Below are 24,340 nucleotides of genomic sequence, written 5' to 3'. Positions count from 1 at the left end.
GTTATGACATTTCTTTTTTTGGCTTTTGCCCTGATGGCACTTGGTTGGGCATTCAGCCGTGCATATAAAAATACGAAAGACGTTCTAGTGAACAAAATAAAGATTGGTGAGGATTCATCAGATAAAGTGTTGAACATTCTTCAACTATCCGATCTTCATCTTGAGAATATTTCGATTTCCCCTGACGAGCTTTACGAAAAGCTTAAAGGTGAGAAGATCGACTTAATCGCGTTAACCGGTGATTTCCTCGACCGAAAGAGGACTATTCCGAAGCTTCCTCCCTATTTAAAAGCTTTGCGGAAGTTAAATGCGGAGTATGGCATGTATGCTGTTCTTGGCAACCATGATTATGTCCTCCGTGGTGAAAATCTGCAAAAGCTGATTCACACCCTAGAGCAGCATGGGGTCACGATTCTTCGCAATGAAAACAGGAAAATCAACATAAAGGGGATTCCAGTCAATATTATTGGAATTGATGATTTCAGCACCCGAAGGAGCGACCTCGGTTCGTCATATGCAAGCGTTAATCAAGGAGTAAAGCTTGTATTAACCCATGACCCTAACCTTGTCCTGCATATGAAAGAATTTTACTTTGACTATTTGCTTTCAGGGCATTTTCACGGCGGGCAGATTTGCTACCCGAAAGCCTACCATCTTGTGAAAATGGGCAAGCTCGTCAGAATGAATATGATCAAAGGTTTGCACACCCATGATGGAAAACCTTTTTATATCAATGAAGGCCTTGGACAGACTGGAGTGAATATCCGTGTTGGCAGCAGGCCGGAAATTACCCTGCACAAGCTTTCACTCGTAACCGAAGAAACAGCTTCAAATCCAGCTGTTTAGAAAGACTGTCAACCCTCAGAGTTGGCAGTCTTTTTTTATCGGTTTTAAAAGGATTGTTTGTATAGCCTGTGCAGTTTATCCTTCGACATGACGAGATATCCAGGAGGTGGCATCCGGCTCATTTTCCTGAGTGTCGAACCATTCGCGGACAAAAATGTAATTGGCAGAAATGCCGTCCACTTAAGCAGTTTATAGGCAGGATGAAGGATGTCAAAAACCTCAAAGCCTAAACGCTCACTCCCGGTACATAATGTCGTGATACCAATAATCCCTTTTATTTCCGCAGACCGTTTATGCGAACGCACATAGCCTTCTATTCCCGGTAATGACTGATGCACATGCTGATAAATCATTTTGGCTTTGCGAATTTCACTTCTTAATGGATATATTTCTTTTAGAAGCCGGACATTGTGCAAATGTATTTTGACAAGAAGATCATTCTTACTGATTCTCACTCCGTCTGAAAGGATTAGCTCCCTTCCTTTATACCTTGTCAGGCGCACCCGGAATATATTGTCATGGTTCTCCAGGTAAGTTAGCCTGGTGCATCTGTAGTAGAACGGATCCAAAAGGTCCCATGCGGATACGATATATTGCTTCATTGTTAGACACCCTTTTTTCAAAATAAAAAATGTTCATTGTCCTGCTGGCAAATCGTTTCTTCTTTCCCTAATCGATAGGTTTGCCAAAACAGGCAAGTGATCTGAAGCGGTTGGTTCCTCGTTTATGACCTCACATTCATGGGTTTCGACATAAGCGTTGGCAAAAATGTAATCCAGTCGCCTGAATGGACGCCTGGAAGGGAACGTTCCACCACGTCCGTCCTTGTTTGTTTCACTCCATACGTCATTGAGACTGGCTGTTACCGTTCTCCATGCCCTGGAGGAAGGAGTCATATTCCAATCCCCCATTATGAATGCCGGAGCGTTTACTTTCGCGATTTTGCCAAGAATAAACGCTGCCTGCTTTTTATGCTGAAAAGGCGCCAAACTAAGATGAGTCACAAACACTGCTAACTCCTTGTTATCAACCCGGACGTTTACCTCTAATAAAGCGCGGTCCTCTATGACTTTCGGCAAAAAATCAAAAGGATGGTTTCGATGAGATTGGATTGGAAAACGAGTAAGGAGGGCATTGCCAAATTGTCGCTTCTTTCCCCCGTCCGGAGATTCTATTGTGAGGGCTGCACCATATGCATATTCCATCCCTAATTCCTTTGCCAGCCATTTCGCTTGGTCCATGAATTGGCTTCTTTCAGAAAAAAATCGGTCCACTTCATTAAGGCCAATGATATCGGGTCCGGCGCTTTCGATCAGTTTGGCGATTCGTTGTAAGTCAAGACGCTTGTCCGTGCCTATGCCATGATGAATGTTAAAAGACATTGCTTTAAATTTCACAACCGCACCTTCCAGTTCCCGCTCTAATTCTTTTTTAGCTTTTCCTATTAGAAGGGCTTTATGAAGGACGACTATTTTTTCCTAGTTCCATTTATTGTCGCTGTAAGGCTATGAAATGGTTTTTCTGTACATATTAAATGCTAAGAAAATGTCTTGTTAGGAGAATAAAACTTGGAAATGAAATTGGGCAGAGAAATTGAGACAAGCAAACCAATAATATTGATTATTGTAGATACGCTAATGGATGCCCCCCTTCAGGAAGCAATTGCGAGCGGAAAAGCACCTGCTCTTAAGTTTCTCTGTGAAACTGGCAGTTATTTGCCGCAAATTGTTGCCCCTTTCCCTACGATGTCCGTAAATGTTGATACTACGCTTTTGACTGGCACATATTGCAATGAACATAAAATACCAGGACTCGTCTGGTTCAATAAAAATGAAAACAGGCTGGTGAATTACGGAACACATTATAGAGAGCTTTGGAAACTTGGTTTAAGCCAGGCCATTGATGATTTACTTTACAATTTGAACGAATCTCATATAAGCCGGGAAGTGAGTACAATCCACGAGGAAGCCGAAATGTTAGGGAAGGCGACCGCTTCGATTAATGCCCTGGTTTTCCGTGGTCATTCGGAGCATTACTTTCAGTTGCCGAAATTCCTTTCCAGGTTTACAAAATTGAATACAAAGCGCCCTGTCCTTGCCCCCCGGATTTTTTCATATGGAAGATTATCGAAAATACATCCCTCAAACCGGAACCAGCACTTCTGGCAAAAGGCAGGAGTAAACGATGCCTCTTCCGTACAGCAGTTTGCGCATATCATCAATACAAATAGCCTTCCTCCCTTTTCTATCGTTTACCTCCCTGACCTTGATCAACGGATTCATAAAAAAGGACGCATGGATTTGATCGGAATCCAAAAATCCGACCAACAAATCCAAGCCATACTCAATTCATTCGGAGACTGGGAGTCAGTCTTAGAAGAAGTGATTTTGATTGTCATGGGTGACAACGGCCAGGCCTGGGTCCATGAAAAACGGCAGCAGGCAGTCATTGACCTAAGAGGAATTTTAAGAAACTTTCAAATAATGAGAGCTGGAAAAGGCCCTTTTCATGGAGACCAAATCGTGCTTGCTGTGAATGACCGGAGTGCGTACGTGTATTCACTTGATTTGGAAGGCGCACCGCTTCGTGCATTGGCCAAAACACTTTATAAGGATAAGAGAGTTGAGGTAATTGCCTGGAAGGATGGCAACGATATTATCGCGATTTCTGCAGGAGTGGAAGGTGAAGTGAGGTTTAAACGAGGCGGGACTTTCATGGACGAATACGGGCAGAGCTGGTTCATTAAAGGAAATGGAGACATACTGAATATAAAGATGAACGAAAACCAGATTCATTACGGAGATTTCCCGGATGTGCTCGCCAGATTGTACAGCAGCCTCCACTCTCATGAAGGTGAATTTCTCGTCGCCAGTGCAAGACCGGGGTATGAATTTGCCGGAGAAGGCTCGCCAGTGCATCTAGGCGGTGCGGGCCATGGCGGACTTCACGCCCAGGACTCGCTTGTCCCCATGATTGTAACGGGAACCCGTTTCCTTCCCGAGCATCAGCGAATTGTCGATTTAAAGAAATGGATCTTAACCTTGCTTCACTAACGCTGTTTGTCCGTTATGATGTTCAGGAGCATAGCGGCTGGCTTATTTGCTAAAAATAAACCAAGCCAATCAATTTTGTGGAGGGAATACAAATGGAGATGATTGATCCAAAAGACGTCAAAGCCGGTGATGAGGTATATGTTATTTATAACAACCCACATACCCCTACGGTTGCCAATATCCGCCCTGCTGAAATCGTCCAACATCCTAAGGATCCGAATGCTCTCGCTTTGTTCTTGAATGAAACGTTCCATGTCATTGAGGATAACGATGCACTCTTTGCATCCGAAAAAGCCGCAGAGCAAGCATTTAACGACCATTACAGTTAAGAGATGGACCCTTGGATGAAAAGCGTGAATAATTGTCAGCTTTACACACATCCTAAAACGGGAGGTGATTGTATGGACAACCAAAAAAACCGACAAGGAAACAATAACCGCGAGAATAATGGTGGGGTTATGGATAGAATTGGTCAAGCGATTGAAAATGTAGTCGACACTGTGACAGGTGAAAACCAGAACAATGGCCAGCAGCAAGGCCGGAAAAACAATAACCGATAGTTTTTCTAAAACGCCATTCAGATGGCGTTTTCTCTGCAAAAAAACAGGCAGAGGCTGCCATTAGACAGCCTCTACTCCTATTTAAACTTCACATTTATGATCAAGGCTTCAGCTCTTGTGCCAATCCTTAGTGCCGGCCCCCATGTACCGAATCCGGATGAAACAACAGAGTGGAGACTCCCTTTTTGCAAATATCCCCAGTCATTCTCATAAATTCTTTTCGTAATGTACTGGGCCGGAGCAACCTGTCCGCGGTGAGTGTGGCCGGACACGAGCAAATCCACCCCGTTCTCCCCCGCTTCATCAAAGGCGATTGGCTGGTGGTCCAACATGATGACAGGTTTGGAGAGGTCCGCAGCGGCCATAAACGATGGAAGAGCCGCCCTGCTTCGGTCTGTAGGGTCTTTCCTCCCAACAAGCGTCAGTTCGCCATCAACGAGAATCACTTCGTCCTGAAGGACTGTAATTCCCGCTTTCTCCATTTCCTGCACAATTTGTTCTTTGTCTCCCCCATAATAATCATGGTTTCCTAAGACAGCGAATACGCCCATCGGAGCATGAAGTTTATTTAGGCTCTCCCCCATATTCTCCTTTAAAAATGGCTTTATGTAATCGTCAATTAAATCGCCGGGAATCAAGATGATGTCAGGTTTCTCTTTATTTGCAATTGCGATAAACCGGTCAAGGTGCTTTTTCCCGACAATGGAACCCAAATGAAAATCGGACGCCATTAAGATTTTCAACTGGCCTCTTTCAGCTGGTTTATCGATTTGCACGTCGTAAGAACGGACAACAGGACTCCAAGCATTATACGTTCCGAAGGTAAAAATAATCACATAAAACGCAATTACGCCTACGCCAATCCAATAAATGCCTTTTCTTTTGAACAAAAAGACAACGAGGTTAATAACGGGCAAAAGAATCAGGCTGTAGCCGACAATCACCATCCAATAGCCACCAATCAGGCTAAGAAAGGGAATTGGAATGAATCTTCCCGCAAACAGTGACAGGGACAGAAATATGATTAGTGCGACGTATAGATACTTGTACTTTGCGAGCGGCCGGTTTAACCTTAGCCAGGCCCAGCCGTTATAGCCAATGTAAAAACAAATGAGTGAATAAATCAAAAGGGCAGCCGAAATGGCTGCTACGACAGTCCAAGACATATAAAGCATTTTCCTTTACTAATTAGTAGAAGCGATTGATTGAATTATGACAAATCTTTAAGGATCGTAGCCTGGATTTTTCGAATAACGTCCCCTCGGCTGATAACGCCGACTACACGGTTGTTTTTATCGATGACGGGCAGTTTTTTGAAATGGTGCTGTGAGAGCAGCTTAACCGCCTTATCCATTTTGTCCTCTGGTGACACAGTCACAAGATTTTTCTTCTTTGCGATTGAAATGATGGTCCTGTCTGCTGAGTCGTCGAGCCTGCTTTTCACATCTTTCTCTTCGGCATATTCCATATAAAGAAGAAAGTCGAAAATTTGCCGGTCGATCGGCTGAATCGCCCTTAAAATATCACCATCAGTCACCATGCCAAGCAGCTCGCCATCTTCCCCACAAATTGGCACTCCGCCAACCTTCTTATCTACAAACAGGGCCATGACCTCCGCGAGCGTCATGTCAGGTGATGCGCTAATTACATCCGTTATCATAAACTCTTTCACTTTCATTATTGCCACACCAGCCTTTGTATAAAGTTATACCATGTTTTAAGTATTTCAATTTTGCTAGTTCATGTCAAATGCCGGACACTAACGCGAAAAATGCTGTCAATACAAGATCTTGAGGGAGTCTTTTTTCAAAAGTTCAGCTGAAATCGAAGGTAATACCCGTCAAATCCTCTGAAACAGACCATAGCCTTGAGGCTGCCTCTTTATCAAAAATTCTGTCGATGACCGGATCGATCATCGGATTGCCCCTCCGCTTCTTTTTCCCATCCGGGCCGATGTATTCCCCGCCTGACAGGCCTGGCTCTGTTGCGGCATACAGTGTAGGCAGCGCCCCCATTTCGGTTGGCTGCGTAAATGCCCCTGATATGAATTGGAAAAGTCGGTTCATATCTTTACCGGAGTTCCTTGAAGCGAGGTTCGTATGGGTGATGCCCGGATGGCAGACGATGCTTCTCACAGCCAACCCGTACTCTTTGAACTTGTAATCAAGCTCCTTGCCAAACAGCATATTCGCAAGCTTGCTCTGCCCGTAAAATTTATAAGGCTTGTACCACTTGGAGCCATCAAGGTTGTCAAAATAGATTGTGGCGTTATGCGCGGCAAGGCTGCTGATTGTCACAGCCCTCGAATCAGCAGTTTTTTTCAACAGGTTCAACAAAAGTCCCGTCAAAGCAAAATGGCCGAGATGATTCGTCCCAAACTGCGCTTCAAAACCATCCTTTGTCCGGCCATAAGGCGGCATCATGATTCCCGCGTTGTTGATTAGGATATCCAAAGATGGATAGGCGCCACAAAGTTCCGTTGCAAACGCGCGGACTGATGCCAAATCACTTAAATTAAGCTCCATAACAGAGATTCGTGTATTGGGTAAGACTGAAGAAAGTTTAGAAACGGCCGCTTCTGCCCTGCCTTTATTCCTCGAGGCAAGGATGACCTCAGCGCCTCTTTCTGCAAGGACATGCGCCGCCTCGAACCCAATTCCGCTGTTCCCGCCAGTTATGACCACTCTTTTTCCAGTCAAGTCGGGGATATCATTTTTTGTCCAGCCGTTGCTCATCTTCCTCTTCCTTTCTAAATTGGTCTATAAACTAAACGATTTATTGAATGCAATAAACCCCTCTCTGCTCGAGAGGGGCCGAACTGAATGTACAACGGAAACTTGTATCTTTTTTTGCCAAAAAGAGAAATTACTCAATCGTTTGCCATAAAACAACGGCGCCAGAAGCGAGCCTGAAACAATCGTTACGAGCCATGTGCCGGCGATGAGCCATTCGGGTGAATAGCGGCGGCAAAGCAAATCGGCTCGTTCCCCTATCTGATTGGCCTTTCAAGCGAATATAGTTCTTCTTCCAGCTGCGCCATTTTTTCCTCTGCAACTTTCCTTGAGTGCTTGATGCCCTCATTAAAATAATATGGTCCGAGCTTGCTTTTGAAAAACTCGAGAATGGCTTCGGACTCGAGATTGCCCAGCTCTTCGCTTCTTTCTTTCAGAAAAAACTCCTGTATCTCGCCAATGAGCTGTTCTTTTTGCTGTTTTGAAAACTGAATGAACATTTTAGTACCTCTCTTTCTATTCGGCGGTTTTTCGCCGGCCCCCTTCCAGGTGGGCTTTATTCAGGATGGAAACGATGAAGGACGCCAGAAACAAAACAGTCGCAAGCAGATAGGAAGCCCTGACTCCAAAATGCTCGGCAACCATTCCCATCAAGATGGATGACAGTCCGAACGCGGCATAAATCATCGTCCCTCTTGCAGAATACACTTTTGCAAGCAGGCTTGTTTCGGCACTCCTCTGAAAGACCGTTGTTTCGGCAACGTCCCTGGCCATTTGTGGAAATCCGAATAACAGGCAGATGACCAAAGCTGTTAATGGGCTGCTTGTTGTGCCAAACCAAAAAGTGAGGCCCATGATGATGCCAGCCGCCCAGGAGATTGAACGTCCAAGATTGGCTTCAAGCTTATCAGAAAAGCGGTAAATGACTAGTCCGCCAAGGAACATCCCGGCAAAAAAAGCGCCGTTAATAAATCCCCACCACTGCTCCCCTTTATGCAACACTTCATTGACATACACAAGCAGGATCGCCGCGACCCATACTCCATTCCCGAGCGATTCGAGAACATTCATGGTCGAAATGGTCCGTAGCTGGGGCGATTTCCAAATCACCTTCCAGCCTTCCTTGATGGCTTCAATAGGCTGCTGGTATGCCTCATTTCTGTTGCCAGGAACCGTTTGAATGAGCCCCATGCACAAGGTGGAGGCTGTATAAAGCGCAAAAGTCATCCACAGAATAGGGGTTACACCCCAGGCAACGAGAAGGATGCTTCCGATTGGCCAAGAGACGAGCAAGGTAATTTGGTCTGAAATCGATACAAGGCTGTTTGTTTTAACCAATTTCTCATCCTCAACAAGAAATGGAATCATTGCATTTCTTGCCGGCGATGCAAATCCATCCAGGAATGAAATCAGCGCAATTAACACGAATACAGCGGGCAATAGCCATGTAGAGCTGGTGATGGAGCTAATCGTCAGCGCGAGCAGCAGGAAGGTCTTGCCCATTTGTGAATAATAAAGGATGTGTTTCAGATTATACTTATTAATGATGATCGGTGCAGCCATGCCGCTAATTAACCCAGAAAAGGTTATCGTAAACGGCACGAAAGTCATATACGTGACCGAACCAGTTAACGAATAAACAAGCTTAATGACACTGACGATATAAACAACATCGCCAAGATTCGCCACAATCTGGCCGCCCCAAAGAAACCGGAAAGACTTCGCGCGCCCATCCCGTAACGACATAGTGATCCCTCGCTTTATTTATTTTTTATTTATAAAAAACGAGGATTTGCTCACATGGGGCTGCCCTCCAAAATATTATTTTCATAAAAATCTGCATTCTCCAACTTTAGCAAAAGAAGCGCTTCTTTGTAAAGCACAGAAAAAGCCGAGTCCCATTGGAATCGGCTTCCCATACTCATTTCAACACCTTTCCCTCCAGCAGCTCAAGCGTTTCCCCGGCCGGTCCGGTATAAAAGACGGTCCGCCAGCCGTTTTCAAGCTCATACGGCCCTTCCATCGTTGAAAGCCCCGCCGCCTCCATCCTTTGCATTGCCTGATGGAGCCGATCAATCTCAAAGCATAAATGCATATTGCCGGCTCCCTCCGCAGCTTCATCCTCCACCAGTTCAAGACGGAAATCCCCGAGCTTTAAAAACAAAACCTTTTTCCCGTCAAAATGAACCTTATTTTCCACCCGAAACCCCATGACGTTTTGATAAAAGTCCAGTACTTCCTTTATGTTTGCAGCCTCTATGGCGTAGTGATGAAATTTGAACATCGTTTCACCTCATAAAATCAGATTCATATCGCCAAACTCGTGCCAAAGATACTTTTCTTCCACAGCCTCCTGATAAGCTTGACATAGTTTTTCTTGAGAAATGAAAGCGGACAGCATGGCAAGATGGCTTGCTTCTGGTTCGTGAAGGCCGGTTAAGATTCCGTCTGCCACCTTTAGTTGATAACCGGGATGGATGTATAAATTTGTCCAGCCACTCAACTCGTTCGTTTCTATTGCCGTTTCCAGTGCTCGCACAACTGTCGTTCCCGCTGCAATGACTCTTTTGCCGGACAGTTTTGCTGAAATAATCTCGTTCCACGATTCGGTGGGGACAATATATTGTTCTGTATTTTTTGAAGGATGATGATCCCAGCGGTCATTCAGAAAATAGCTTAATCCAGTATGGAGTTGAATAAATGTAATTTTCACGCCTTTTTTCCGCAATTTAAAGAGCATTTCCCATGTGAACGCCCTACCGGCTGACGGCATTTCAACAGATCCGGGATGGGAAGCGAACACCGTTTGATAATAATCAAGGTCCCAAGGGTCTTCTATATATTCATACCTGACCGGCTCACCGATCGAATAAATTTCATTGAATAAGCTTGTGCCTGATTTTGAAAAGCGAATCATAGAAAGAGGAGAATCAGGAGTGGTTTTTTCAACAACCCCTTGAAGTTGAGCCGAAAATACGATTGTCTCCCCTTCTTTTACTCCTTCCGTGCTGACGAGAAGCGCATGCCAGCGCCTGTCATCGATTTTTCGGGCGAGTCTGATTTCCAGTTCTAGGCTTGTCGATGCAGCCCTCCCTTTAAGGATGGCTGGTATTGTCCGCGAATTGTTCAGGACAAGGACATCGCCACTAGCTAAATAGCGATCCAGATGATAAAACTGGTCATGGCAGGCATGGCCGGTTTCTTTTGATAAGACCATCATTCTGACATGGTCCCGGCGCACACCTCTTCGTTCCGGCGGTGCCGAAGCGTTGAGTGATAGTGGCAGATGGAATGCAATGCTTCCGGCAATCATGCTTTCCGTTCCCCTTCATTAAATTCTTGTGCTGAAAGTCGTTCACCATTGACGTTAGCTGCTTCATCGGAGGCAAGGAAAAGAAACACGGGAACGACATCATTTGGATCGGCAAGTTCATAATCACAGTCCGGCACGGCCAGCCGGTGCATTTCCGTATCCATTTCGCCAGGATCGACCATGTTCACCCTTACGCCCGTTTCACTCAGTTCATCTGCCCATGTTTCGGTCATACCTTCCACGGCAAACTTTGAAATCCCATATGCTCCCCAGCCGGCATAGCCGGTGTTTCCAGCCTCCGAAGTGACATTGATAATGGATCCGCTGTTCCTTTGCAGCATCACAGGGAGAACGCGGCGGGTCACAAGAAAGAGGCTCAATGTATTGGTTCTTATGACCTCTTCAAAGTCCTGCTCCGGAAAATCGAGAAGCAGCGGCATCGGACTAGGACCAAGAATGGAAGCATTATTAATGAGGACATCAATATGATTGAACCGTTCTTCTGTTAGAGCAACAAACCTTTCTACGTCGCGCGAGACGGAAACATCCGCCTGGACAGCTAGAACATCGGCAGCACCCGCTTTTATGGCCTCATTTTTCACTTCTTCGAGTGCAGTTTCGTTTCGTGCACAAATGGACAGCTTTGCCCCCAGCCGAGCGAAAGCAAGCGTAAGTGCCTTTCCCAATCCTCGTGATGCCCCGGTAATCATAATCACCTTGTTCATTTTTATTTCCCCTTTCATGAATCGCTTATTGTTGGTTTCTATGGCTCTATCGTATCGGTTTGGAGAAAGCGTTTCCTCGGAAAGAAGCTTGATTTTTTCTACGACTTTAGTTTGAGAGAAGAAAATCGTTTCTGGAGATTTTTTGCAAAAAAATGAAGGAAAATAACATTTTTTGGCGAAACTACTAAGGGTGAAGGAATTTATGAGTGGAGGCCGATGAAATGGATAAGGTAACTAGTATTGCGTTTATTCTTTATCATGCCACTGATGATTCAAATGTGAAGGCTAGGGCAGTCGATCTGCTGAACGGGGAAACGGACCTCCGTGAACTAAAGGCGGACACTGACATGCTCCACCTCGTCGAAACGGCAGAAGCAATGTTTAAAAAGCGGTCTGTTAAGAAAAAGGATTTGCAGAAGTTTGTGGAAGAGAATCTACTCGTTGAAGCGTAAATGGTGGCTCCCGAATTGGGGGCTTTTCTTTGGCCTGGTTAAGAGACTGCACTCTAGGAGTTTGAGGTTTTAGTGTCTCCGTGATTCTAGATTCGAGACAATCAACTGCAAGATTGGGGCTTTACTGTCCCGTAAACGCCAGATTTGAGACAGTAAACCGGGAGTTTGCAGCTTTACTGTCCCATAAACCTCATCTACACTGCAAAGCCTCCCTCCTTCGCAAAAAAAAATTATAAAACCCTGTAACTTTTTTACAAAACATCCGTCATAAATAAGTAATCCACCAATCTGCATAGGCATAAATGCTGTTTGTGCGAATAAACTGGAAAGTGTTGGTTGTTTACCACTAATGCAAAGTTGGTAAATAAATCGTAGATGAAGTTATTGCAGAAAAGTATGTTGAGTGAGAAAGGATGGTACAAATGGTACAGGTAAACGTAAAAGTGGAATACCTCGGGAAAAATTACATGACGAATGTGATTACAACCCCCCAGGCCAGTGATGAGGAAATTCAACGGCAGGCCCTTGAGCAAGTAATGAAACAATGGGCCCAATAATATCGAACATGGCCAATTCAGATGGAAATAAACCATAGACGGAGCTGATCTTAGTCCTTCCAAGACCAAGTATCAGCTCCGTCTATTATTTTGCACGGCTATTCGTCGAGTTCGTACCCCTTCATTGCATCCATATGGCTGGCAATCATCGCGATGATTGTGCCCGCCTCTTCTTTAGTAAAGATGAAATTTGTTTCATCCTTAACGAGTTCATCTTCCTCTGTCCATAATCGGTTTACCCGGCGCAGGACCCCGTCACCAGTTCCATGAACGACTCCGAATTGGTAGGTGACTTCTACTTCATCGTCAATTTGGAATGCCGTCACTTCAGGCGTTTCCCACTCAACATCGATTTCCTCATATATCTCATCGTCCGAATACGCAATGACAGTAACATCGTCATCATCGACCAAATCATCAATGTCTTCGAGTCCATTGTCTTCATATTCATCATCACCGTTCATATACTCATGGAAGCTTTCATGGACGGCATCAATGATGTTGTCTATATCGGGCAAAATCGTTCTTGCCGGCTGCTCAAGGTCAAGGTCATAGCCTTCAATATAAAATTCTTCATTATGCGGGTCAAAGAAAAGCGTGCAAAAATAATCACGCCCGCCTTCTTCGTCAGTCTCAACAAAAAATTCAATTCGCGGGTGCCTAGAACTGCGTTCGACTGACATCTGCCCTGCCTGGTCATATTTCTCACAAATCGACTCCAGGTGTTCCTGCAGTTCCGAGCTAACCCGATCAAACCATTCCATTGACATAAGCATCCTTCCCTTCAGCTGTTTTCCGGGTTAGTATGCCACATAAAGACGAATAATGAGTTGGCAGATTTATGAAGCAACGTACATTAAACTGCTTGTTCTGTTGCCAAATGATACTCTTTGGCAATTTTGCCAATGATGTCGCTCACTGGCAAAATATCTTTAATTTCCGCCACACGGGCACCGGCGAAGACGAGGCCCATATCAACATCACCCTTTAATGAACGAAGGAGCGAATCCATCGTGCAAAAACGGTACGAACATGACTTCAGGCAATCAAGGCATTTTGCGACCTTAAACTTTCCGTCATCCTTAATAATCTCAGTGAAAGTGTTGCGGATCGCCCGTCCCTCTAGTCCGACGGTTGTTTTGACAAGGACAATGTCTTCTTGTTTCGCTTCCACATATTTTTGCTTAAACGCAAGCGGGGCATCGCATTCTTCACTTGCGACAAACCGTGTTCCCATTTGGACCCCGGATGCACCGAGACTGATTGCTTTTGCAACATCCGCTCCAGTCAAAATGCCGCCCGCGGCAATGACCGGAATCGTAACGGCCTCGACAACTTCAGGCAAAATATCGAACATTGGACGGTCTGTCCCTAAATGGCCCCCCGCTTCAAACCCTTCGACTACAACAGCGGAAGCGCCGAGCCTTTGTGACAGCCTGGCAAGTTTTGCGGATGAAACGATACTCAACACGGGAATACCGGCTTCTTTCCCCCATGCATACATATCCCGGGAAATGCCGGCGCCAGAAATAATAAAGTCGACCTTTTCTTCAAGAGCGGCTTTCATTTGTTCAGCAAAATCATTCACAGCAAATAAAACATTCACGCCAATATAGCCTTTGCCTTTTGACAGCTCGCGCGCCCTTCTAATATGGAAACGGAGTTCATCGGTTGTGATGCCGGTTCCGGAAATGATTCCGATCCCTCCAACAGCTGCCACCGCAGAAGCTAGACCGCTTAACGATATGCCGACGCCCATCCCACCTTGGATAATTGGGTATTTTGAAACCATATGGCCGATTTTTAATTGTGGAAGTTTCAAGTTAATTCCTCTTTTCTTTATTCAAAATAGAAGCCTTTTTTCTATTGTATACCTGTGAAAATGAAAATACTGTGATAATTATCACCAGATACTAATAGCTGATAACATTTTGTTTTCAGCCTTCCTTTTTCGGCAAAAATGAATTTGAACTGAGACTGTTTTCCCTATTTACACTCTGAATCTTTGCAGGCATCTGCGTCCCTGAGTAATTGTTTTCTTTTCGCAAACATGGTTCATTTTGCCAGTAGGGTTTTTTAAAAATATCGTTTAATCAGGTGTGTACGAGGTATATAGATAATGCAAGACCAAAAACAAAACAGGAGGGACTGGTACGCATTGAAAGTAACAGCGACTCAAAGGTTAGTTCTTGGGCTTGCAAGTGGTGAAGGGACATTTGCAGAGGTGTCGAAAGGCACACTCGTCTATAACCGATATATTTAAAATCGATTAGACCCCGTGCAAATTGTTACCTAAGCCGTGGAAGTTGTAAGTCCTGAAGTTTTCGGGACAAAGGGAATGGTTCCGCTAGTAGCGGAATAAGAAGAAAGGTGCGAACAGGATTGTTTGCACCTTTTTTCGTGTTTGATGAAACTCCCCTTTTTTAACCCTATATTTTTTCTGCATTCCCCCTCTTCTTGTAGTTCTTTTAACCCATATCATTCCAATCTTTTTCCAAAAATAAACTTTTTATCAGTAGAATAGTTTCACTTTTGTGTCTATTTTGTGAAATGTTTCATTTTTTCTAATTTTTGAAATTGATGTAAAAGTCGGATGTATGTTTACAAACTATTCTGATATATTTTGAGTATCAAAGTAAAGGAGTGGTGTTTTTGTTAAAGGTTCTTTCAAAATCAGCGCTGGCATTGACATTGGCCGGCAGCATTGGTTTCGCCGGCTTTCAGGCGCCAAGCGGGACTGAGGCGAATTCAGATAATACATATCAATTAAGTCTTGCTCATTATACGAGTGCCTCCCCTGAGCTCGCTGACAGGGCCAAAAAGGAAGGGTTCGAGGTTTCCAAATCGGATCCGGCCGAGAAGATTGCCAATGGCAAGAAGTTCAATCAGGCCGGCGACAATCATGTGGCTTATAAAAAAGCGAGCGGCGATATTCCTGTACTCGTTCTCCTGGCAAAATATAAGGACGAGGATGAGCCAAAGGGCGACTTGAAAGGCCAGGTTCCAGGTAAATACTATGAGGATCTAATTTTTGGCACGGAGTACAATCCGTATGAGCTCCCCTATTTTGCGAAATATGCCGAGCATAATGGCGTAAAGGCGCCAACAAACAAAACGATGCAGAATGTTTATAAGGAATCTTCCTATGGCAAAACAAACCTTGTCCACCTTGAGAATGCCGCACTGGAATGGATTGAGATGCCAAAAGGTGCTTCCTACTATCTTGACCAGGATGGCACCTATGCTGAGAATGGGGAGTATGTTCTTGGCAATGTGAATGGTGACGCGCGTACAGGTGAGTTTGTCCGTGACCTGTTGAAAGCTGCTGACGACCAAATCGATTTCTCCAAGTATGCGGATGAAAATGGTGAAGTGCCAAATGTATTTATCGTTCATGAAGGCACCGGTGCTGAGTTTAGCCGTGATCCTGCTCAATGGTGGTCCCATAAGTGGAACTTGCTGAGCGCGCTTTATTATGGCAAGTACTACGAAACTGGCAAACCGGCTGATGTTCATGCAAGTATGCCACAGGCAGAATGGATGAATAAGACAATTGCAGAAGACATGACGTATGACGGCGTGATTGTGAACAACTACAACATTCAGCCCGGTATCGGCGGAAACGTCGCCGGTTACGATGCAGCGACAGATACGTACAAGGACGAACTAAAAGACGGTCCATTCCCTGCCCAGACTGGTGTTTATGCGCACGAATTCGGCCATGCCCTTGGCTTGCCTGACTTCTATGACACAGTTTATTCGTCTGAAGGTACCGGTAACTATTCGATGATGTCTGGCGGTTCCTGGATGCGTTATCCGGATGCTCCACAATTCTCCGGCAACTCGCCTACCCACTTCGATCCATTCTCGAAGGTATTCCTAGGGTGGGTTAATCCGAAAGAAGTGAAACCTGAAGATGGCGTTCAGACAATCACCCTTCCGCCTGTTGATAAAGCGAATGAGGACAATGCGATTGTGAAAATGGACGTTCCTGGTTCCAATGGAACGGAATACTTCCTATTCGAAAACGTTCAGCAAAGCGGCTTTAACGAAGGACTGATCCGCCAGGGCAAGGATTCCCAAGGCCTCTTGGCATGGCATGTGGACGAAAATATCATTAGCCTGTACCAGACAGCCGGGTTCCGCCCGAACAACGTCGAAAACTGGATGAACAAGCGCTTCCAATACAATCAGTCCGAAAAAGCAAGCGACGGAACAGTTGTGACGCATTACGGCCTGTCTGTTCTCCAGAAAGATGGCAAGTACGACCTTGAAAAGAATGTGAACCGCGGAGATTCCGGTGACTTCTTCAAAACCGGCGACAAGCTGACTCCTGTTTCCGGAAATGTCCACACTGGCTCCTACTACTTCTGGAAAGGCTTAAGCAATACTCCTGCTGATTCCGGAATCCATGTAACAGATATTAAGCAGAATGCCGACGGTTCCATTACCGCCAAGTTCTTCTACAATGCCGACAGCTCAAAAAAATAAGTGTTGTATAATGCCGGGTCCCATATTTTCTGGGACCCGGTTTTTTTGTCGTTTACCGCTCAAGCCGTGTTGCGTGACAACCTTAGCGGGTTTTTCTTGATTGTTGTCACTCATTCGTGCTTTGCGTGACAACCTAAGCGGGTTTTTCTTGATTGTTGTCACTCATCCGTGCTTTGCGTGACAAGCTTAGCGGGTTTTTCTTGATTGTTGTCACTCATCCGTGCTTTGCGTGACAACCTAAGCGAGTTTTTCCAGATTGTTGTCACTCATCCGTGCTATGTGTGACAACCTAAGCGAGTTTTTCCAGATTGTTGTCACTCATCCGTGCTTTGCGTGACAACCGTAGCGGGTTTTTCCAGATTGTTGTCACTCATCCGTGCTTTGCGTGACAACCTAAGCGGTTTTTTCTTGATTGTTGTCACTCAACCATGCTTTGCGTGACAACCAAGCTGATTTTTCGCTGATTGTTGTCACTCATCCATGCTTTGCGTGACAATCTTAGCGGGTTTTTCCAGATTGTTGTCACTCATCCATGCTTTGCGTGACAACCGTAGCGGGTTTTTCCTGATTGTTGTCACTCATCCGTGCTTTGCGTGACAACCTAAGCGGTTTTTTCTTGATTGTTGTCACTCATCCATGCTTTGCGTGACAACCGTAGCGGGTTTTACCTGATTGTTGTCACTCAACCATGCTTTGCGTGACAACCAAGCTGATTTTTCGCTGATTATTGTCACTCATCCGTTCTTTGCGTGACAACCTTAGCGGGTTTCACTCAAGTTGGTGTTGATTGAAAACTAAATGGGTTTTGTTCTTTAATCAGTCACCGCCGGCCGAATCCTTGTAACAGCCAATACAGTCTTATATAATAATAGATAGTATGTGTATGAAAGTGGGAAGAAGATGCCTACACCGAGCATGGAAGATTACATAGAACAGATTTATTTGCTGATTGAACAGAAAGGCTATGCGCGAGTATCGGATATCGCGGGCAATTTGTCTGTACAGCCCTCAGCTGTCACAAAAATGGTTCAAAAGCTTGATAAAGATAATTATCTTATTTATGAAAAATACCGGGGCCTCACCTTGACGCCGAAAGGCAAAAAAATTGGCAAGCGGCTTGTTTACAGGCATGACTTGCTTGAGCTTTTTTTAAACTTGATTGGAGTGGAAGAGGAAAATATTTATGATGATGTTGAAGGGATTGAACATCATTTAAGCTGGAACGCAATCGACCGGATTGGCGACCTAGTCCAGCTACTCCAGGGCGATCCCACGCTTCTCTCCAGACTGAAAGAAATCCAGGAAAAGACTGAAAGTGAAAATGAAACTTAAAAACAAGCTGGCTAAGCACCAGCTTGCTTATTTGTGTCGGGCCTATTGCCTAGGCGCATTCAAAAGCCAAGCGTCACCTTTTCGATTTCCGGTAGCCCGCCTTCTCTGCCTCTTTTTCTGAGCAAAACCAAATAATCTCCTTAATTTTTGTATGATAGTATGAACCGCCTGGAACATGATATATTTTTGAGTTGGGATTGCCTTTAATTTTGCCGAAGCAGGCAGTTTGTTTCCCTCCTCCGTTCTTTACTGCGCCAGGCTTTTGTGCTGCTTCGGATTGAAACCCATCCTCCGTCGAGTAATTCTCGATCGACCAAATCCCCGCCTCTGCTTTTTTCGCCTGATCCTGAATTTCGTAAAACTGATCGACATATTTAGTGTTTGGCGGATAAACATAAGCGACTCTTGCCAAGCCTTTTTCAAGAAGCATTTCGTTGAACATTTCGCCTTCGACATAGATGTAGGCAAGCAATCTTCCATACTTGTCCCTGCCCCAATTCACTCCCGGCTCGACCTCAATTTTCTTGCCCGGATGCAAGACCTTTTTTGCAAAATCGGAGGCTTCCGGGCCGAATGGCTGGACGCCCAATCGAGGATGCTGGGTTTCGGGCGTATCTACACATAGCAGCCTGACCGTTTCTTCCCTTCCTTCAAGTTTAATAACAACGGTATCCCCGTCCACATTCCTTATGACCTCTGCGGGGATGCGCCCGTTCACTGGTTCCAGCGCTGCTGGAACCTTTCCTGTTTCTGGCGACTGCTTTGAAACCGTGCACCCCGCTATCAAAAACAAACTGAGCAGGAGCAAAATAAGGCTTTGTATTCTCTTGTTTCTCATAATGACCTCACATTTCTAACGTTTCTATATTGGTTGAAATTAATTTTTTAATAAATTAGGCAAGGAAGATGGTTGATTGAAGCGGAAGGCACGAAGACTCCTGCGGGATGCGGCGGCAAGGTGGGGACCCCGCAGAAAGCGAAGTGCCTGAAGCGCAAATCAACCAAGATTCACCTTAAAAAGAAAATATCTATTTCAACCTATATAGTAGCAAAATCAGACCTTTCCTGCTTGTTTAAGAAACGGAAGCAATCCTCTACCCAAACATGACTATTCCAAAGATGGTTTAGGTAGTACTTAACGGCTAAGCAACTAGTCATTTCTTGCTAGTCATAATTTGTTCAAAACATTTTTACAGCTTTGTGAAATGGGTGACAAAACTCACTCATCGAAAAAATTAAATGATATATTTTAACCATAGAAAGATTAATAACCCACAAGGAGTGAAATAAAATGATTGTAAACTTTTTAAGAAACAACAAAATCGCAGCTGGCATTCTTACGGTTCTTCGTCTTTATCTTGGTTATTCTTGGTTGACTGCAGGCTATCATAAATTAACTGGCGGCTTTGACGCATCTGGATTTTTGAAAGGCGCGGTAGCAAACCCTGTGAAAGGCCCGGACGGTGCAGCAGTTTACGGCTGGTATGTAGATTTCCTGAATAGCTTTGCAATCCCCAATGCGGACATTTTCAATACGATCATTCCGCTTGGCGAATTCCTTGTCGGGCTTGGACTTATTCTCGGCTGTTTGACTACTGCGGCCATGTTCTTTGGCCTTGTAATGAACTTCAGCTTTATGCTTGCGGGCACTGTCTCCCATAACCCGACAGACATTTTCCTTGGCGCGATCATTCTGTTCGCCGGGTACAATGCTGGCCGTTATGGTTTAGACCGCTGGGTCATCCCATTCATTCGCAAAACAGTGTTCAAGAGTAAAGAAACAGCAAAAAATCTTGCATAAACAAAAAAAAGCAGTCAATACTATAAAAAACCCCTTCTGGGAAAATAGCCCACCTCCCCCGGGCTTGTTTTCCTGAAGGGGTTTTATTTATGTTCTCCTCCCACTTCAAATTTTCTCCTAAGTTAGTTGCGAATGATGACTTTCGTGCCATTGGGCACAATCGATGCCAGTTCCAATACATCCTTGTTATGCATCCGGATACAGCCGTGCGAGACGGCTTTTCCGATTGAAGAAGGATTGTTGGTTCCATGGATGCCATATCCCGCCCTTGATAGCGAGAGCCACATAACTCCGAAAGGGCCGCCGGGATTGGGCTCACGGTTCACAATGACATACTCTCCAGTCGGGGTTCCGGTTAGCATTTTCCCAACGGCAATTGGAAAGATTTTCGAAAACTTTCCACCCTTGTACAAAGCTAACGTCCTTTTTTTTACAGACACCTCGATATGATAAGGTATCGAAGAATGATGGGGCAAACCAGGAATCAGAAGATGCTGGCCGGGGTGCACCCTCCCTACCCCTGGATTGGCCCTCTGCAATCTTCGGAGGCTGACCCGGTAATTCATCGCAATAATCGCCAGGGTTTCTCCCGGCTTCACTATATGGACCATGTTGATCCCGCCCTTTTTGACAGCATATTCACTCCTTGGGCAGCTGTGCCTGTCAAGCCGTTGATTCAATTTCTTTTACCGGTGTGCCGTCATAAAGTACAAAAACCAAACTGCATGACTCTGCTCATCAGCGGAGGCTCTTTTAAAGGCTTTCCTCATTTCCTGAGTGGTGGCTCTTTCGGCAATATCCAAATAAAAGTCAACTGTTTCCTGTTCATCCCTGAAAGCAAAATCAAGCCCTTCTCTGTAGGTCTGCGGACACCCTTCATTAATCTGGACATTGGGCCGCCTCCCTGTAAGGGAAGTATAAAAACGGACAAACTCCCGGTAATGCCTCATTTCATCATTGCGAATTTCATTAATCTGTTCCCGAATCGATTGGTTCGGAGCCATCCGAGCCAATTGTTCATAACATTGAACCGCGGAATATTCACCGTTGACCGCTTTCGCCAAATCAGCAACCAACTGATGCTGCTGTCGATAATTTTCTTCCGGATACCCATACGGATACATACCATTCCCCTCCCGTTTTTTCATTCGTTACAGTTTATGGGCAACAAACAAAGTGGGTGAATTATGGCTTTGGCAAAGATTTGTGAGGTTTTTAACTCCACCTTTCGGGTTGATTTTGCAAAAATAGCAGTCTACCGGGAAATTTGTTTGGTTGGCGCATATTCACACTAGTTTTGATAGCTTTTGTCAGGAAGCAGGAATTTGGAATATTTTCAGCTAAACTTAATCTTGTATTCTTTTTATATGTTTCTTCTCTTTCTGTTTTTTACCGAAAATCCCAGTTGAGAAAGGATGCTTACACATGAAAGATGGACAAGTGATTAAAGCCTATACAATCCGGGAAGTATCAAAGCGCTTAAATGTGCCTCCGGGAACATTGCGCCAATGGGAACATGATTTGGGCGGACTGGTCGTCATTCCGCGTACGAGGCAGGGATCCCGATTTTATACAGAAACCGAAATTAGCCTGCTGCTGAAAATAAAACAAATGAGGGAAAAAAACCTTGGCAAGGAAATGATTCGTAAATTAATTGAAGAGCATTTCAAGCAAAGTTCGGAAGCAGCTTCCGAAACAATCGAACCCACACGTAAAGTAATCAACACTGCTTCTCCGGTCCCTGCCAACAATGAACCGGTTCTTCAATCGGCAGAACCCCCCGTACAGCAAGCTTTTGATATGGAGGCCTTTTATGGAGCATTGGAAGCATATAAAAAGGATTTTCTCGCTGACGTCAAAGAGGAAATCCGTGGAACGGTTAGAAAAGAGCTGCTCGAAGATCTTAAAAAAGAGGTTTCGAAGGGTTCATTTCATACAGTTAAAAGCCTTTCAGATTCTATATATAAGTCAAGCGAGCGAACACTTGCTGAAGTGGAAGAGCTAGCTTCACAAGTTTCGAGAGCTTCGGAACAAGCCTCCGAAACGGCAAGATTCCTTTCAAACAGCATTTCGCATGTTTCAAAAGCTAGTTCCGAACAATTCGCAACCATTACGAAACGGATGGCTCAAGCTTCCGAACGGTCTTCAAAAGAAATGAAAGCCCTCGTCAAATCGATGTCCGACACAAATATTGTAACGGAGAATGTCGTGGAAAGTTTTAACGAAACTCTAATAAAGGACCGAGAATTTTATATGGATACCCTGCATATGGAAAGAATGATCCACAGCCAGGAAATGGACAGGCGCGAAGAACTACTCCAGGAAATCATCTCAAGCTTCAAAGATGCAGCAGCGGCACAAGAGAAAAAATGGTGGAAACTCTGGCGCTAAGCAATTTTGCCAGCGCTGGTTGTCTTAGATAGAAAAATTTGTTGAATGGGGGAAAAAGAAAATGAATTCAAGCGAAGTTGCCAAGCTCCTAGGCGTGTCGACAAGCACCGTCCAGCGCTGGGTAAAACAACTGAATTTGCCGATGGAACGGAACGAGCGCGGACACTATACTTTTTCGGAAGATGATATCCCTATTCTGGAGAAAATCCGGGATCAGATCCATAACGGTGCCCTGCTGCAGGAAATAGCACCGTATCAAGCCAAGTCGCCGCGCAAAGGAACTGTCAAAGCGGTTGAAGCAAGTCCTGACATTGAAAAATTGATGATGATGTTTTCCGACATGGAACGGCGGATTGACAGCAAAGCCGATTCCGTCACCTCTTATCAATTAATCCAACACCGAAAAGAGATTGAAGAATTGCAAAACCAGGTGGCTGAACTAGCTGCAGCAATTGAAAAAATGGAACCCCGACAAGGAACAAATGAGCAAGTTGCTGAGAGCGCACTTTTTGATAATGCCGACATCCCTTCATCGCCAGGGAAGCGAAAAAAGAAGAAGAAGGTTTTTGGAACGTTTTTTGGTTTTTAGCATTTTGGGGTGTACTTCGGACAGAGTTAGGCGAATTGCCTTGGCTCTGTCCCGAGATGCCTTAGCTTGGGACAGAGCTTTATCTTTATGCGTTGGGTTTGTCCCAAGATGCACTGGCTTGGGACAAAGATTCACCTTTATGCTTTGGGTCTGTCCCAAGATGCCCGGACTTGGGACAAAGAGTCGACCTTTTGTTACTAATTTTCCTCTTCCTCCTGAATAACGCCCCCAACCCACTAAATGTTCCGTTCTTCGATGGTGGAATTCGCTTCCAAGCCTTCCTCTTTTGCGAAAAAGCCCTTCATTGATACAATTAACGTATCAAGATTTATTGAAAGAAGTGAAAAACATGACCATAAATACAAACAGAAAAAAAGTCCGGTTTTCCGTTCTGGATCTTTCCCCTGTTCTTGAAGGCGGAACTGCAAAGGAATCATTGCAAAATACAGTTGACTTGGCAAGGCATGCGGAGAAATGGGGATACCACCGCTACTGGCTTGCCGAGCATCATAACATGCCAGGTATCGCAAGTTCGGCAACATCCGTTGTCATCGGCCATGTTGCCTCGCATACAACTTCAATCCGGGTTGGTTCTGGCGGCATTATGCTTCCGAACCATTCCCCGTTAGTTATTGCGGAACAATTCGGGACGTTGGAGTCCTTGTTTCCAGGCCGAATCGATCTTGGCCTTGGCCGGGCGCCGGGTACTGACCAGCTTACAGCTTCTGCGCTACGAAGGGACTGGCGGACGAGTGCAGACGATTTTCCGAATCAGGTAGAGGAGCTGAGAGCGTACTTCGATCCTTCCAGGCGTGAAGGCGTCATCCATGTAAGGGCCATTCCTGGTGAGGGTTTGAATATACCCATCTGGCTGCTCGGATCAAGCGGCTTCAGCGCAAGACTTGCCGGACAGCTTGGGCTGCCTTTTGCGTTCGCAAGCCATTTTGCACCGGAAAACACTTTGGCCGCCTTGAAGATTTACCGGCAAAGCTTCCAGCCGTCCGAGGTGCTGAATGAGCCATACAGCATGGTTGGAGTCAATATTGTCGCGTCTGACACGAAGGAAAAAGCGGAATTTCTAGCCACCTCAATGCAACAGCAATTCCTTTCACTTTTAAGGAACAGGCCCGGGAAGCTGCAGCCTCCCGTGGAAAATATGAATTCGATTGCAAGCCCGTATGAACTCACCCTTCTCGAGGGACGGCTTTCTTCGACCATAACGGGGACAAAGGAACAGGTAAAAGATAGGCTGCAGTCCTTCCTAATTGAAACAGAAGCGGACGAAGTCATCATCAACGCCCAGATTTTCGACCACGAGGAAAGGCTGAAATCCTTTGAACTTGCTGGGAAGATTATGAAGAAACTAAACGAAGAAAACTAAATTCGGCTTTCGCCGGGAAACGAGCCTGCCAACCTCTTGGCAGGCTTGTTCTATATTTCATTCATGCCTGTGTAATAGTTTACAATTATGTTACAAAAATATTTCAAACTAAGTGAA

At 45.0% G+C, this 24,340-nt stretch carries 29 protein-coding genes and 1 pseudogene; 14 read left to right on the top strand and 16 right to left on the bottom strand.

The features are described from left to right. Positions 1–3 precede the first annotated feature (3 nt). Positions 4–846, top strand: coding sequence for a metallophosphoesterase (locus D1B31_RS05350; protein WP_118919723.1), 843 nt, complete (start codon positions 4–6; stop codon positions 844–846). 44 nt (positions 847–890) lie between these two features. On the opposite strand, the gene D1B31_RS05345 is transcribed toward D1B31_RS05350, so the two are convergent. Both D1B31_RS05345 and D1B31_RS05340 read right to left on the bottom strand, forming a co-directional pair. Then, entirely contained in the window at positions 891–1,448 is a 558-nt protein-coding gene (locus tag D1B31_RS05345; protein WP_118919722.1) for a YkoP family protein, read from the bottom strand. A 33-nt stretch (positions 1,449–1,481) separates the two neighbouring features. After that, the gene (locus D1B31_RS05340) at positions 1,482–2,228 is read right to left on the bottom strand and encodes an endonuclease/exonuclease/phosphatase family protein (protein WP_118919973.1); all 747 of its coding nucleotides are present in this window, start codon (positions 2,226–2,228) and stop codon (positions 1,482–1,484) included. A 192-nt stretch (positions 2,229–2,420) separates the two neighbouring features. Here D1B31_RS05340 and D1B31_RS05335 point away from each other — a divergent pair, with 192 nt between their 5' ends. The 3 genes from D1B31_RS05335 to D1B31_RS24125 all read left to right on the top strand — a co-directional run bounded on the left by D1B31_RS05335 (position 2,421) and on the right by D1B31_RS24125 (position 4,459). After that, positions 2,421–3,899 carry an alkaline phosphatase family protein gene (locus D1B31_RS05335; RefSeq protein ID WP_118919972.1) on the top strand — a complete coding sequence of 493 codons (1,479 nt, stop codon included), beginning with the start codon at positions 2,421–2,423 and terminating at the stop codon, positions 3,897–3,899. 92 nt (positions 3,900–3,991) lie between these two features. Further along, positions 3,992–4,228, top strand: a complete 237-nt coding sequence (locus D1B31_RS05330; protein ID WP_118919721.1) for a transcriptional regulator SplA domain-containing protein — start codon at positions 3,992–3,994, stop codon at positions 4,226–4,228. A gap of 72 nt (positions 4,229–4,300) precedes the next feature. Then, positions 4,301–4,459, top strand: coding sequence for a hypothetical protein (locus tag D1B31_RS24125; RefSeq protein ID WP_158587471.1), 159 nt, complete (start codon positions 4,301–4,303; stop codon positions 4,457–4,459). A gap of 77 nt (positions 4,460–4,536) precedes the next feature. On the opposite strand, the gene D1B31_RS05325 is transcribed toward D1B31_RS24125, so the two are convergent. The 9 genes and pseudogenes from D1B31_RS05325 to D1B31_RS05285 form a co-directional block, all read right to left on the bottom strand. Then, on the bottom strand, positions 4,537–5,625 hold the full coding sequence (locus D1B31_RS05325; protein ID WP_118919720.1) for a metallophosphoesterase: 1,089 nt from the start codon (positions 5,623–5,625) through the stop codon (positions 4,537–4,539). Positions 5,626–5,669: 44 nt separating this feature from the next. Continuing rightward, positions 5,670–6,137, bottom strand: coding sequence for a CBS domain-containing protein (locus D1B31_RS05320; protein ID WP_118919719.1), 468 nt, complete (start codon positions 6,135–6,137; stop codon positions 5,670–5,672). A gap of 136 nt (positions 6,138–6,273) precedes the next feature. After that, positions 6,274–7,194 (bottom strand): oxidoreductase, encoded by a 921-nt coding sequence (locus tag D1B31_RS05315; RefSeq protein ID WP_118919718.1) that lies wholly within the window; start codon positions 7,192–7,194, stop codon positions 6,274–6,276. Between the two features lie 147 nt (positions 7,195–7,341). Continuing rightward, a pseudogene (locus tag D1B31_RS05310) lies at positions 7,342–7,439 on the bottom strand (multidrug resistance efflux transporter family protein); the annotation flags it as partial. 9 nt (positions 7,440–7,448) lie between these two features. Continuing rightward, positions 7,449–7,691, bottom strand: a complete 243-nt coding sequence (locus tag D1B31_RS05305) for a DUF2164 domain-containing protein (protein WP_118919717.1) — start codon at positions 7,689–7,691, stop codon at positions 7,449–7,451. Positions 7,692–7,707: 16 nt separating this feature from the next. Then, a complete protein-coding gene (locus tag D1B31_RS05300; RefSeq protein ID WP_118919716.1) occupies positions 7,708–8,937 on the bottom strand; it encodes an MFS transporter in 1,230 nt (409 codons plus the stop codon). 175 nt (positions 8,938–9,112) lie between these two features. Further along, positions 9,113–9,475, bottom strand: a complete 363-nt coding sequence (locus tag D1B31_RS05295) for a VOC family protein (RefSeq protein ID WP_118919715.1) — start codon at positions 9,473–9,475, stop codon at positions 9,113–9,115. 9 nt (positions 9,476–9,484) lie between these two features. Then, positions 9,485–10,504, bottom strand: a complete 1,020-nt coding sequence (locus D1B31_RS05290) for an S-adenosylmethionine:tRNA ribosyltransferase-isomerase (RefSeq protein WP_118919714.1) — start codon at positions 10,502–10,504, stop codon at positions 9,485–9,487. Further along, entirely contained in the window at positions 10,501–11,229 is a 729-nt protein-coding gene (locus D1B31_RS05285) for an SDR family NAD(P)-dependent oxidoreductase (protein ID WP_118919713.1), read from the bottom strand. The genes D1B31_RS05290 and D1B31_RS05285 overlap by 4 nt, the downstream gene beginning before the upstream one ends. 221 nt (positions 11,230–11,450) lie before the next feature. On the opposite strand from D1B31_RS05285, the gene D1B31_RS05280 reads away from it, so the two are divergent. Together D1B31_RS05280 and D1B31_RS05275 are read left to right on the top strand one after the other, a co-directional pair. Further along, positions 11,451–11,681: a hypothetical protein gene (locus D1B31_RS05280; RefSeq protein ID WP_118919712.1), complete on the top strand. Its 231-nt coding sequence runs from the start codon at positions 11,451–11,453 to the stop codon at positions 11,679–11,681. A gap of 422 nt (positions 11,682–12,103) precedes the next feature. Next, positions 12,104–12,238, top strand: a complete 135-nt coding sequence (locus D1B31_RS05275; RefSeq protein WP_118919711.1) for a BA3454 family stress response protein — start codon at positions 12,104–12,106, stop codon at positions 12,236–12,238. Between the two features lie 98 nt (positions 12,239–12,336). Here the strand turns inward: D1B31_RS05275 and D1B31_RS05270 are convergent, their stop codons facing one another. Together D1B31_RS05270 and D1B31_RS05265 are read right to left on the bottom strand one after the other, a co-directional pair. After that, positions 12,337–13,008: a hypothetical protein gene (locus D1B31_RS05270; protein ID WP_118919710.1), complete on the bottom strand. Its 672-nt coding sequence runs from the start codon at positions 13,006–13,008 to the stop codon at positions 12,337–12,339. A gap of 86 nt (positions 13,009–13,094) precedes the next feature. Further along, complete coding sequence (locus D1B31_RS05265) at positions 13,095–14,030, bottom strand: NAD(P)H-dependent flavin oxidoreductase (protein ID WP_192894740.1); 936 nt, start codon at positions 14,028–14,030, stop codon at positions 13,095–13,097. Positions 14,031–14,357: 327 nt separating this feature from the next. Here D1B31_RS05265 and D1B31_RS24120 point away from each other — a divergent pair, with 327 nt between their 5' ends. The 3 genes from D1B31_RS24120 (at position 14,358) to mntR (ending at position 18,061) form a co-directional block, all read left to right on the top strand. Continuing rightward, the gene (locus tag D1B31_RS24120; protein WP_158587470.1) at positions 14,358–14,501 is read left to right on the top strand and encodes a hypothetical protein; all 144 of its coding nucleotides are present in this window, start codon (positions 14,358–14,360) and stop codon (positions 14,499–14,501) included. A 389-nt stretch (positions 14,502–14,890) separates the two neighbouring features. Next, positions 14,891–16,729: a M6 family metalloprotease domain-containing protein gene (locus D1B31_RS05260; protein ID WP_118919708.1), complete on the top strand. Its 1,839-nt coding sequence runs from the start codon at positions 14,891–14,893 to the stop codon at positions 16,727–16,729. A 900-nt stretch (positions 16,730–17,629) separates the two neighbouring features. Continuing rightward, positions 17,630–18,061, top strand: coding sequence for a transcriptional regulator MntR (gene mntR / locus D1B31_RS05255; protein WP_118919707.1), 432 nt, complete (start codon positions 17,630–17,632; stop codon positions 18,059–18,061). 73 nt (positions 18,062–18,134) lie between these two features. Here the strand turns inward: mntR and D1B31_RS05250 are convergent, their stop codons facing one another. After that, positions 18,135–18,899, bottom strand: coding sequence for a thermonuclease family protein (locus D1B31_RS05250; protein WP_118919706.1), 765 nt, complete (start codon positions 18,897–18,899; stop codon positions 18,135–18,137). A 72-nt stretch (positions 18,900–18,971) separates the two neighbouring features. Here D1B31_RS05250 and D1B31_RS24115 point away from each other — a divergent pair, with 72 nt between their 5' ends. Together D1B31_RS24115 and D1B31_RS05240 are read left to right on the top strand one after the other, a co-directional pair. After that, positions 18,972–19,169 carry a hypothetical protein gene (locus D1B31_RS24115; RefSeq protein WP_118919705.1) on the top strand — a complete coding sequence of 66 codons (198 nt, stop codon included), beginning with the start codon at positions 18,972–18,974 and terminating at the stop codon, positions 19,167–19,169. Positions 19,170–19,352: 183 nt separating this feature from the next. After that, the gene (locus D1B31_RS05240; protein WP_118919704.1) at positions 19,353–19,862 is read left to right on the top strand and encodes a DoxX family protein; all 510 of its coding nucleotides are present in this window, start codon (positions 19,353–19,355) and stop codon (positions 19,860–19,862) included. Positions 19,863–19,984: 122 nt separating this feature from the next. On the opposite strand, the gene D1B31_RS05235 is transcribed toward D1B31_RS05240, so the two are convergent. Together D1B31_RS05235 and D1B31_RS05230 are read right to left on the bottom strand one after the other, a co-directional pair. Next, entirely contained in the window at positions 19,985–20,473 is a 489-nt protein-coding gene (locus D1B31_RS05235) for a L,D-transpeptidase family protein (protein WP_118919703.1), read from the bottom strand. A 75-nt stretch (positions 20,474–20,548) separates the two neighbouring features. Beyond that, a complete protein-coding gene (locus D1B31_RS05230; RefSeq protein WP_118919702.1) occupies positions 20,549–20,986 on the bottom strand; it encodes a ferritin family protein in 438 nt (145 codons plus the stop codon). 301 nt (positions 20,987–21,287) lie between these two features. Here D1B31_RS05230 and D1B31_RS05225 point away from each other — a divergent pair, with 301 nt between their 5' ends. The 3 genes from D1B31_RS05225 to D1B31_RS05215 all read left to right on the top strand — a co-directional run bounded on the left by D1B31_RS05225 (position 21,288) and on the right by D1B31_RS05215 (position 24,223). Beyond that, the gene (locus tag D1B31_RS05225) at positions 21,288–22,253 is read left to right on the top strand and encodes a MerR family transcriptional regulator (RefSeq protein WP_118919701.1); all 966 of its coding nucleotides are present in this window, start codon (positions 21,288–21,290) and stop codon (positions 22,251–22,253) included. 61 nt (positions 22,254–22,314) lie between these two features. Then, complete coding sequence (locus tag D1B31_RS05220; protein WP_118919700.1) at positions 22,315–22,842, top strand: MerR family transcriptional regulator; 528 nt, start codon at positions 22,315–22,317, stop codon at positions 22,840–22,842. Between the two features lie 349 nt (positions 22,843–23,191). Then, positions 23,192–24,223 carry an LLM class flavin-dependent oxidoreductase gene (locus tag D1B31_RS05215; RefSeq protein ID WP_118919699.1) on the top strand — a complete coding sequence of 344 codons (1,032 nt, stop codon included), beginning with the start codon at positions 23,192–23,194 and terminating at the stop codon, positions 24,221–24,223. Positions 24,224–24,340 lie beyond the last annotated feature (117 nt).

It is taken from the genome of Neobacillus notoginsengisoli (assembly GCF_003515685.1).
In the GTDB taxonomy this organism is placed as follows: domain Bacteria; phylum Bacillota; class Bacilli; order Bacillales; family Cytobacillaceae; genus Bacillus_D; species Bacillus_D notoginsengisoli.
The sequence above is the reverse complement of the archived record's forward strand: the minus strand, read 5'-3'. Positions and strand labels throughout refer to the sequence as shown.

Excerpts from the sequence above, each read along its gene's own strand:
- D1B31_RS24125 (WP_158587471.1), top strand. The coding sequence starts at position 4,301 with ATGGACAACCAAAAAAACCGACAAGGAAACAATAACCGCGAGAATAAT.
- D1B31_RS05225 (WP_118919701.1), top strand. The coding sequence starts at position 21,288 with ATGAAAGATGGACAAGTGATTAAAGCCTATACAATCCGGGAAGTATCA.
- D1B31_RS24120 (WP_158587470.1), top strand. The coding sequence starts at position 14,358 with ATGCAAGACCAAAAACAAAACAGGAGGGACTGGTACGCATTGAAAGTA.
- mntR (WP_118919707.1), top strand. The coding sequence starts at position 17,630 with ATGCCTACACCGAGCATGGAAGATTACATAGAACAGATTTATTTGCTG.
- D1B31_RS05265 (WP_192894740.1), bottom strand. The coding sequence starts at position 14,030 with ATGGTTTCAAAATACCCAATTATCCAAGGTGGGATGGGCGTCGGCATA.
- D1B31_RS05295 (WP_118919715.1), bottom strand. The coding sequence starts at position 9,475 with ATGTTCAAATTTCATCACTACGCCATAGAGGCTGCAAACATAAAGGAA.
- D1B31_RS05325 (WP_118919720.1), bottom strand. The coding sequence starts at position 5,625 with ATGTCTTGGACTGTCGTAGCAGCCATTTCGGCTGCCCTTTTGATTTAT.
- D1B31_RS05350 (WP_118919723.1), top strand. The coding sequence starts at position 4 with ATGACATTTCTTTTTTTGGCTTTTGCCCTGATGGCACTTGGTTGGGCA.
- D1B31_RS05340 (WP_118919973.1), bottom strand. The coding sequence starts at position 2,228 with ATGTCTTTTAACATTCATCATGGCATAGGCACGGACAAGCGTCTTGAC.
- D1B31_RS05280 (WP_118919712.1), top strand. The coding sequence starts at position 11,451 with ATGGATAAGGTAACTAGTATTGCGTTTATTCTTTATCATGCCACTGAT.
- D1B31_RS05250 (WP_118919706.1), bottom strand. The coding sequence starts at position 18,899 with ATGAGAAACAAGAGAATACAAAGCCTTATTTTGCTCCTGCTCAGTTTG.
- D1B31_RS05230 (WP_118919702.1), bottom strand. The coding sequence starts at position 20,986 with ATGTATCCGTATGGGTATCCGGAAGAAAATTATCGACAGCAGCATCAG.
- D1B31_RS05300 (WP_118919716.1), bottom strand. The coding sequence starts at position 8,937 with ATGTCGTTACGGGATGGGCGCGCGAAGTCTTTCCGGTTTCTTTGGGGC.
- D1B31_RS05275 (WP_118919711.1), top strand. The coding sequence starts at position 12,104 with ATGGTACAGGTAAACGTAAAAGTGGAATACCTCGGGAAAAATTACATG.
- D1B31_RS05285 (WP_118919713.1), bottom strand. The coding sequence starts at position 11,229 with ATGAACAAGGTGATTATGATTACCGGGGCATCACGAGGATTGGGAAAG.
- D1B31_RS05345 (WP_118919722.1), bottom strand. The coding sequence starts at position 1,448 with ATGAAGCAATATATCGTATCCGCATGGGACCTTTTGGATCCGTTCTAC.
- D1B31_RS05335 (WP_118919972.1), top strand. The coding sequence starts at position 2,421 with ATGAAATTGGGCAGAGAAATTGAGACAAGCAAACCAATAATATTGATT.
- D1B31_RS05315 (WP_118919718.1), bottom strand. The coding sequence starts at position 7,194 with ATGAGCAACGGCTGGACAAAAAATGATATCCCCGACTTGACTGGAAAA.
- D1B31_RS05290 (WP_118919714.1), bottom strand. The coding sequence starts at position 10,504 with ATGATTGCCGGAAGCATTGCATTCCATCTGCCACTATCACTCAACGCT.
- D1B31_RS05320 (WP_118919719.1), bottom strand. The coding sequence starts at position 6,137 with ATGAAAGTGAAAGAGTTTATGATAACGGATGTAATTAGCGCATCACCT.
- D1B31_RS05270 (WP_118919710.1), bottom strand. The coding sequence starts at position 13,008 with ATGTCAATGGAATGGTTTGATCGGGTTAGCTCGGAACTGCAGGAACAC.
- D1B31_RS05235 (WP_118919703.1), bottom strand. The coding sequence starts at position 20,473 with ATGGTCCATATAGTGAAGCCGGGAGAAACCCTGGCGATTATTGCGATG.
- D1B31_RS05330 (WP_118919721.1), top strand. The coding sequence starts at position 3,992 with ATGGAGATGATTGATCCAAAAGACGTCAAAGCCGGTGATGAGGTATAT.
- D1B31_RS05220 (WP_118919700.1), top strand. The coding sequence starts at position 22,315 with ATGAATTCAAGCGAAGTTGCCAAGCTCCTAGGCGTGTCGACAAGCACC.
- D1B31_RS05215 (WP_118919699.1), top strand. The coding sequence starts at position 23,192 with ATGACCATAAATACAAACAGAAAAAAAGTCCGGTTTTCCGTTCTGGAT.
- D1B31_RS05305 (WP_118919717.1), bottom strand. The coding sequence starts at position 7,691 with ATGTTCATTCAGTTTTCAAAACAGCAAAAAGAACAGCTCATTGGCGAG.
- D1B31_RS05240 (WP_118919704.1), top strand. The coding sequence starts at position 19,353 with ATGATTGTAAACTTTTTAAGAAACAACAAAATCGCAGCTGGCATTCTT.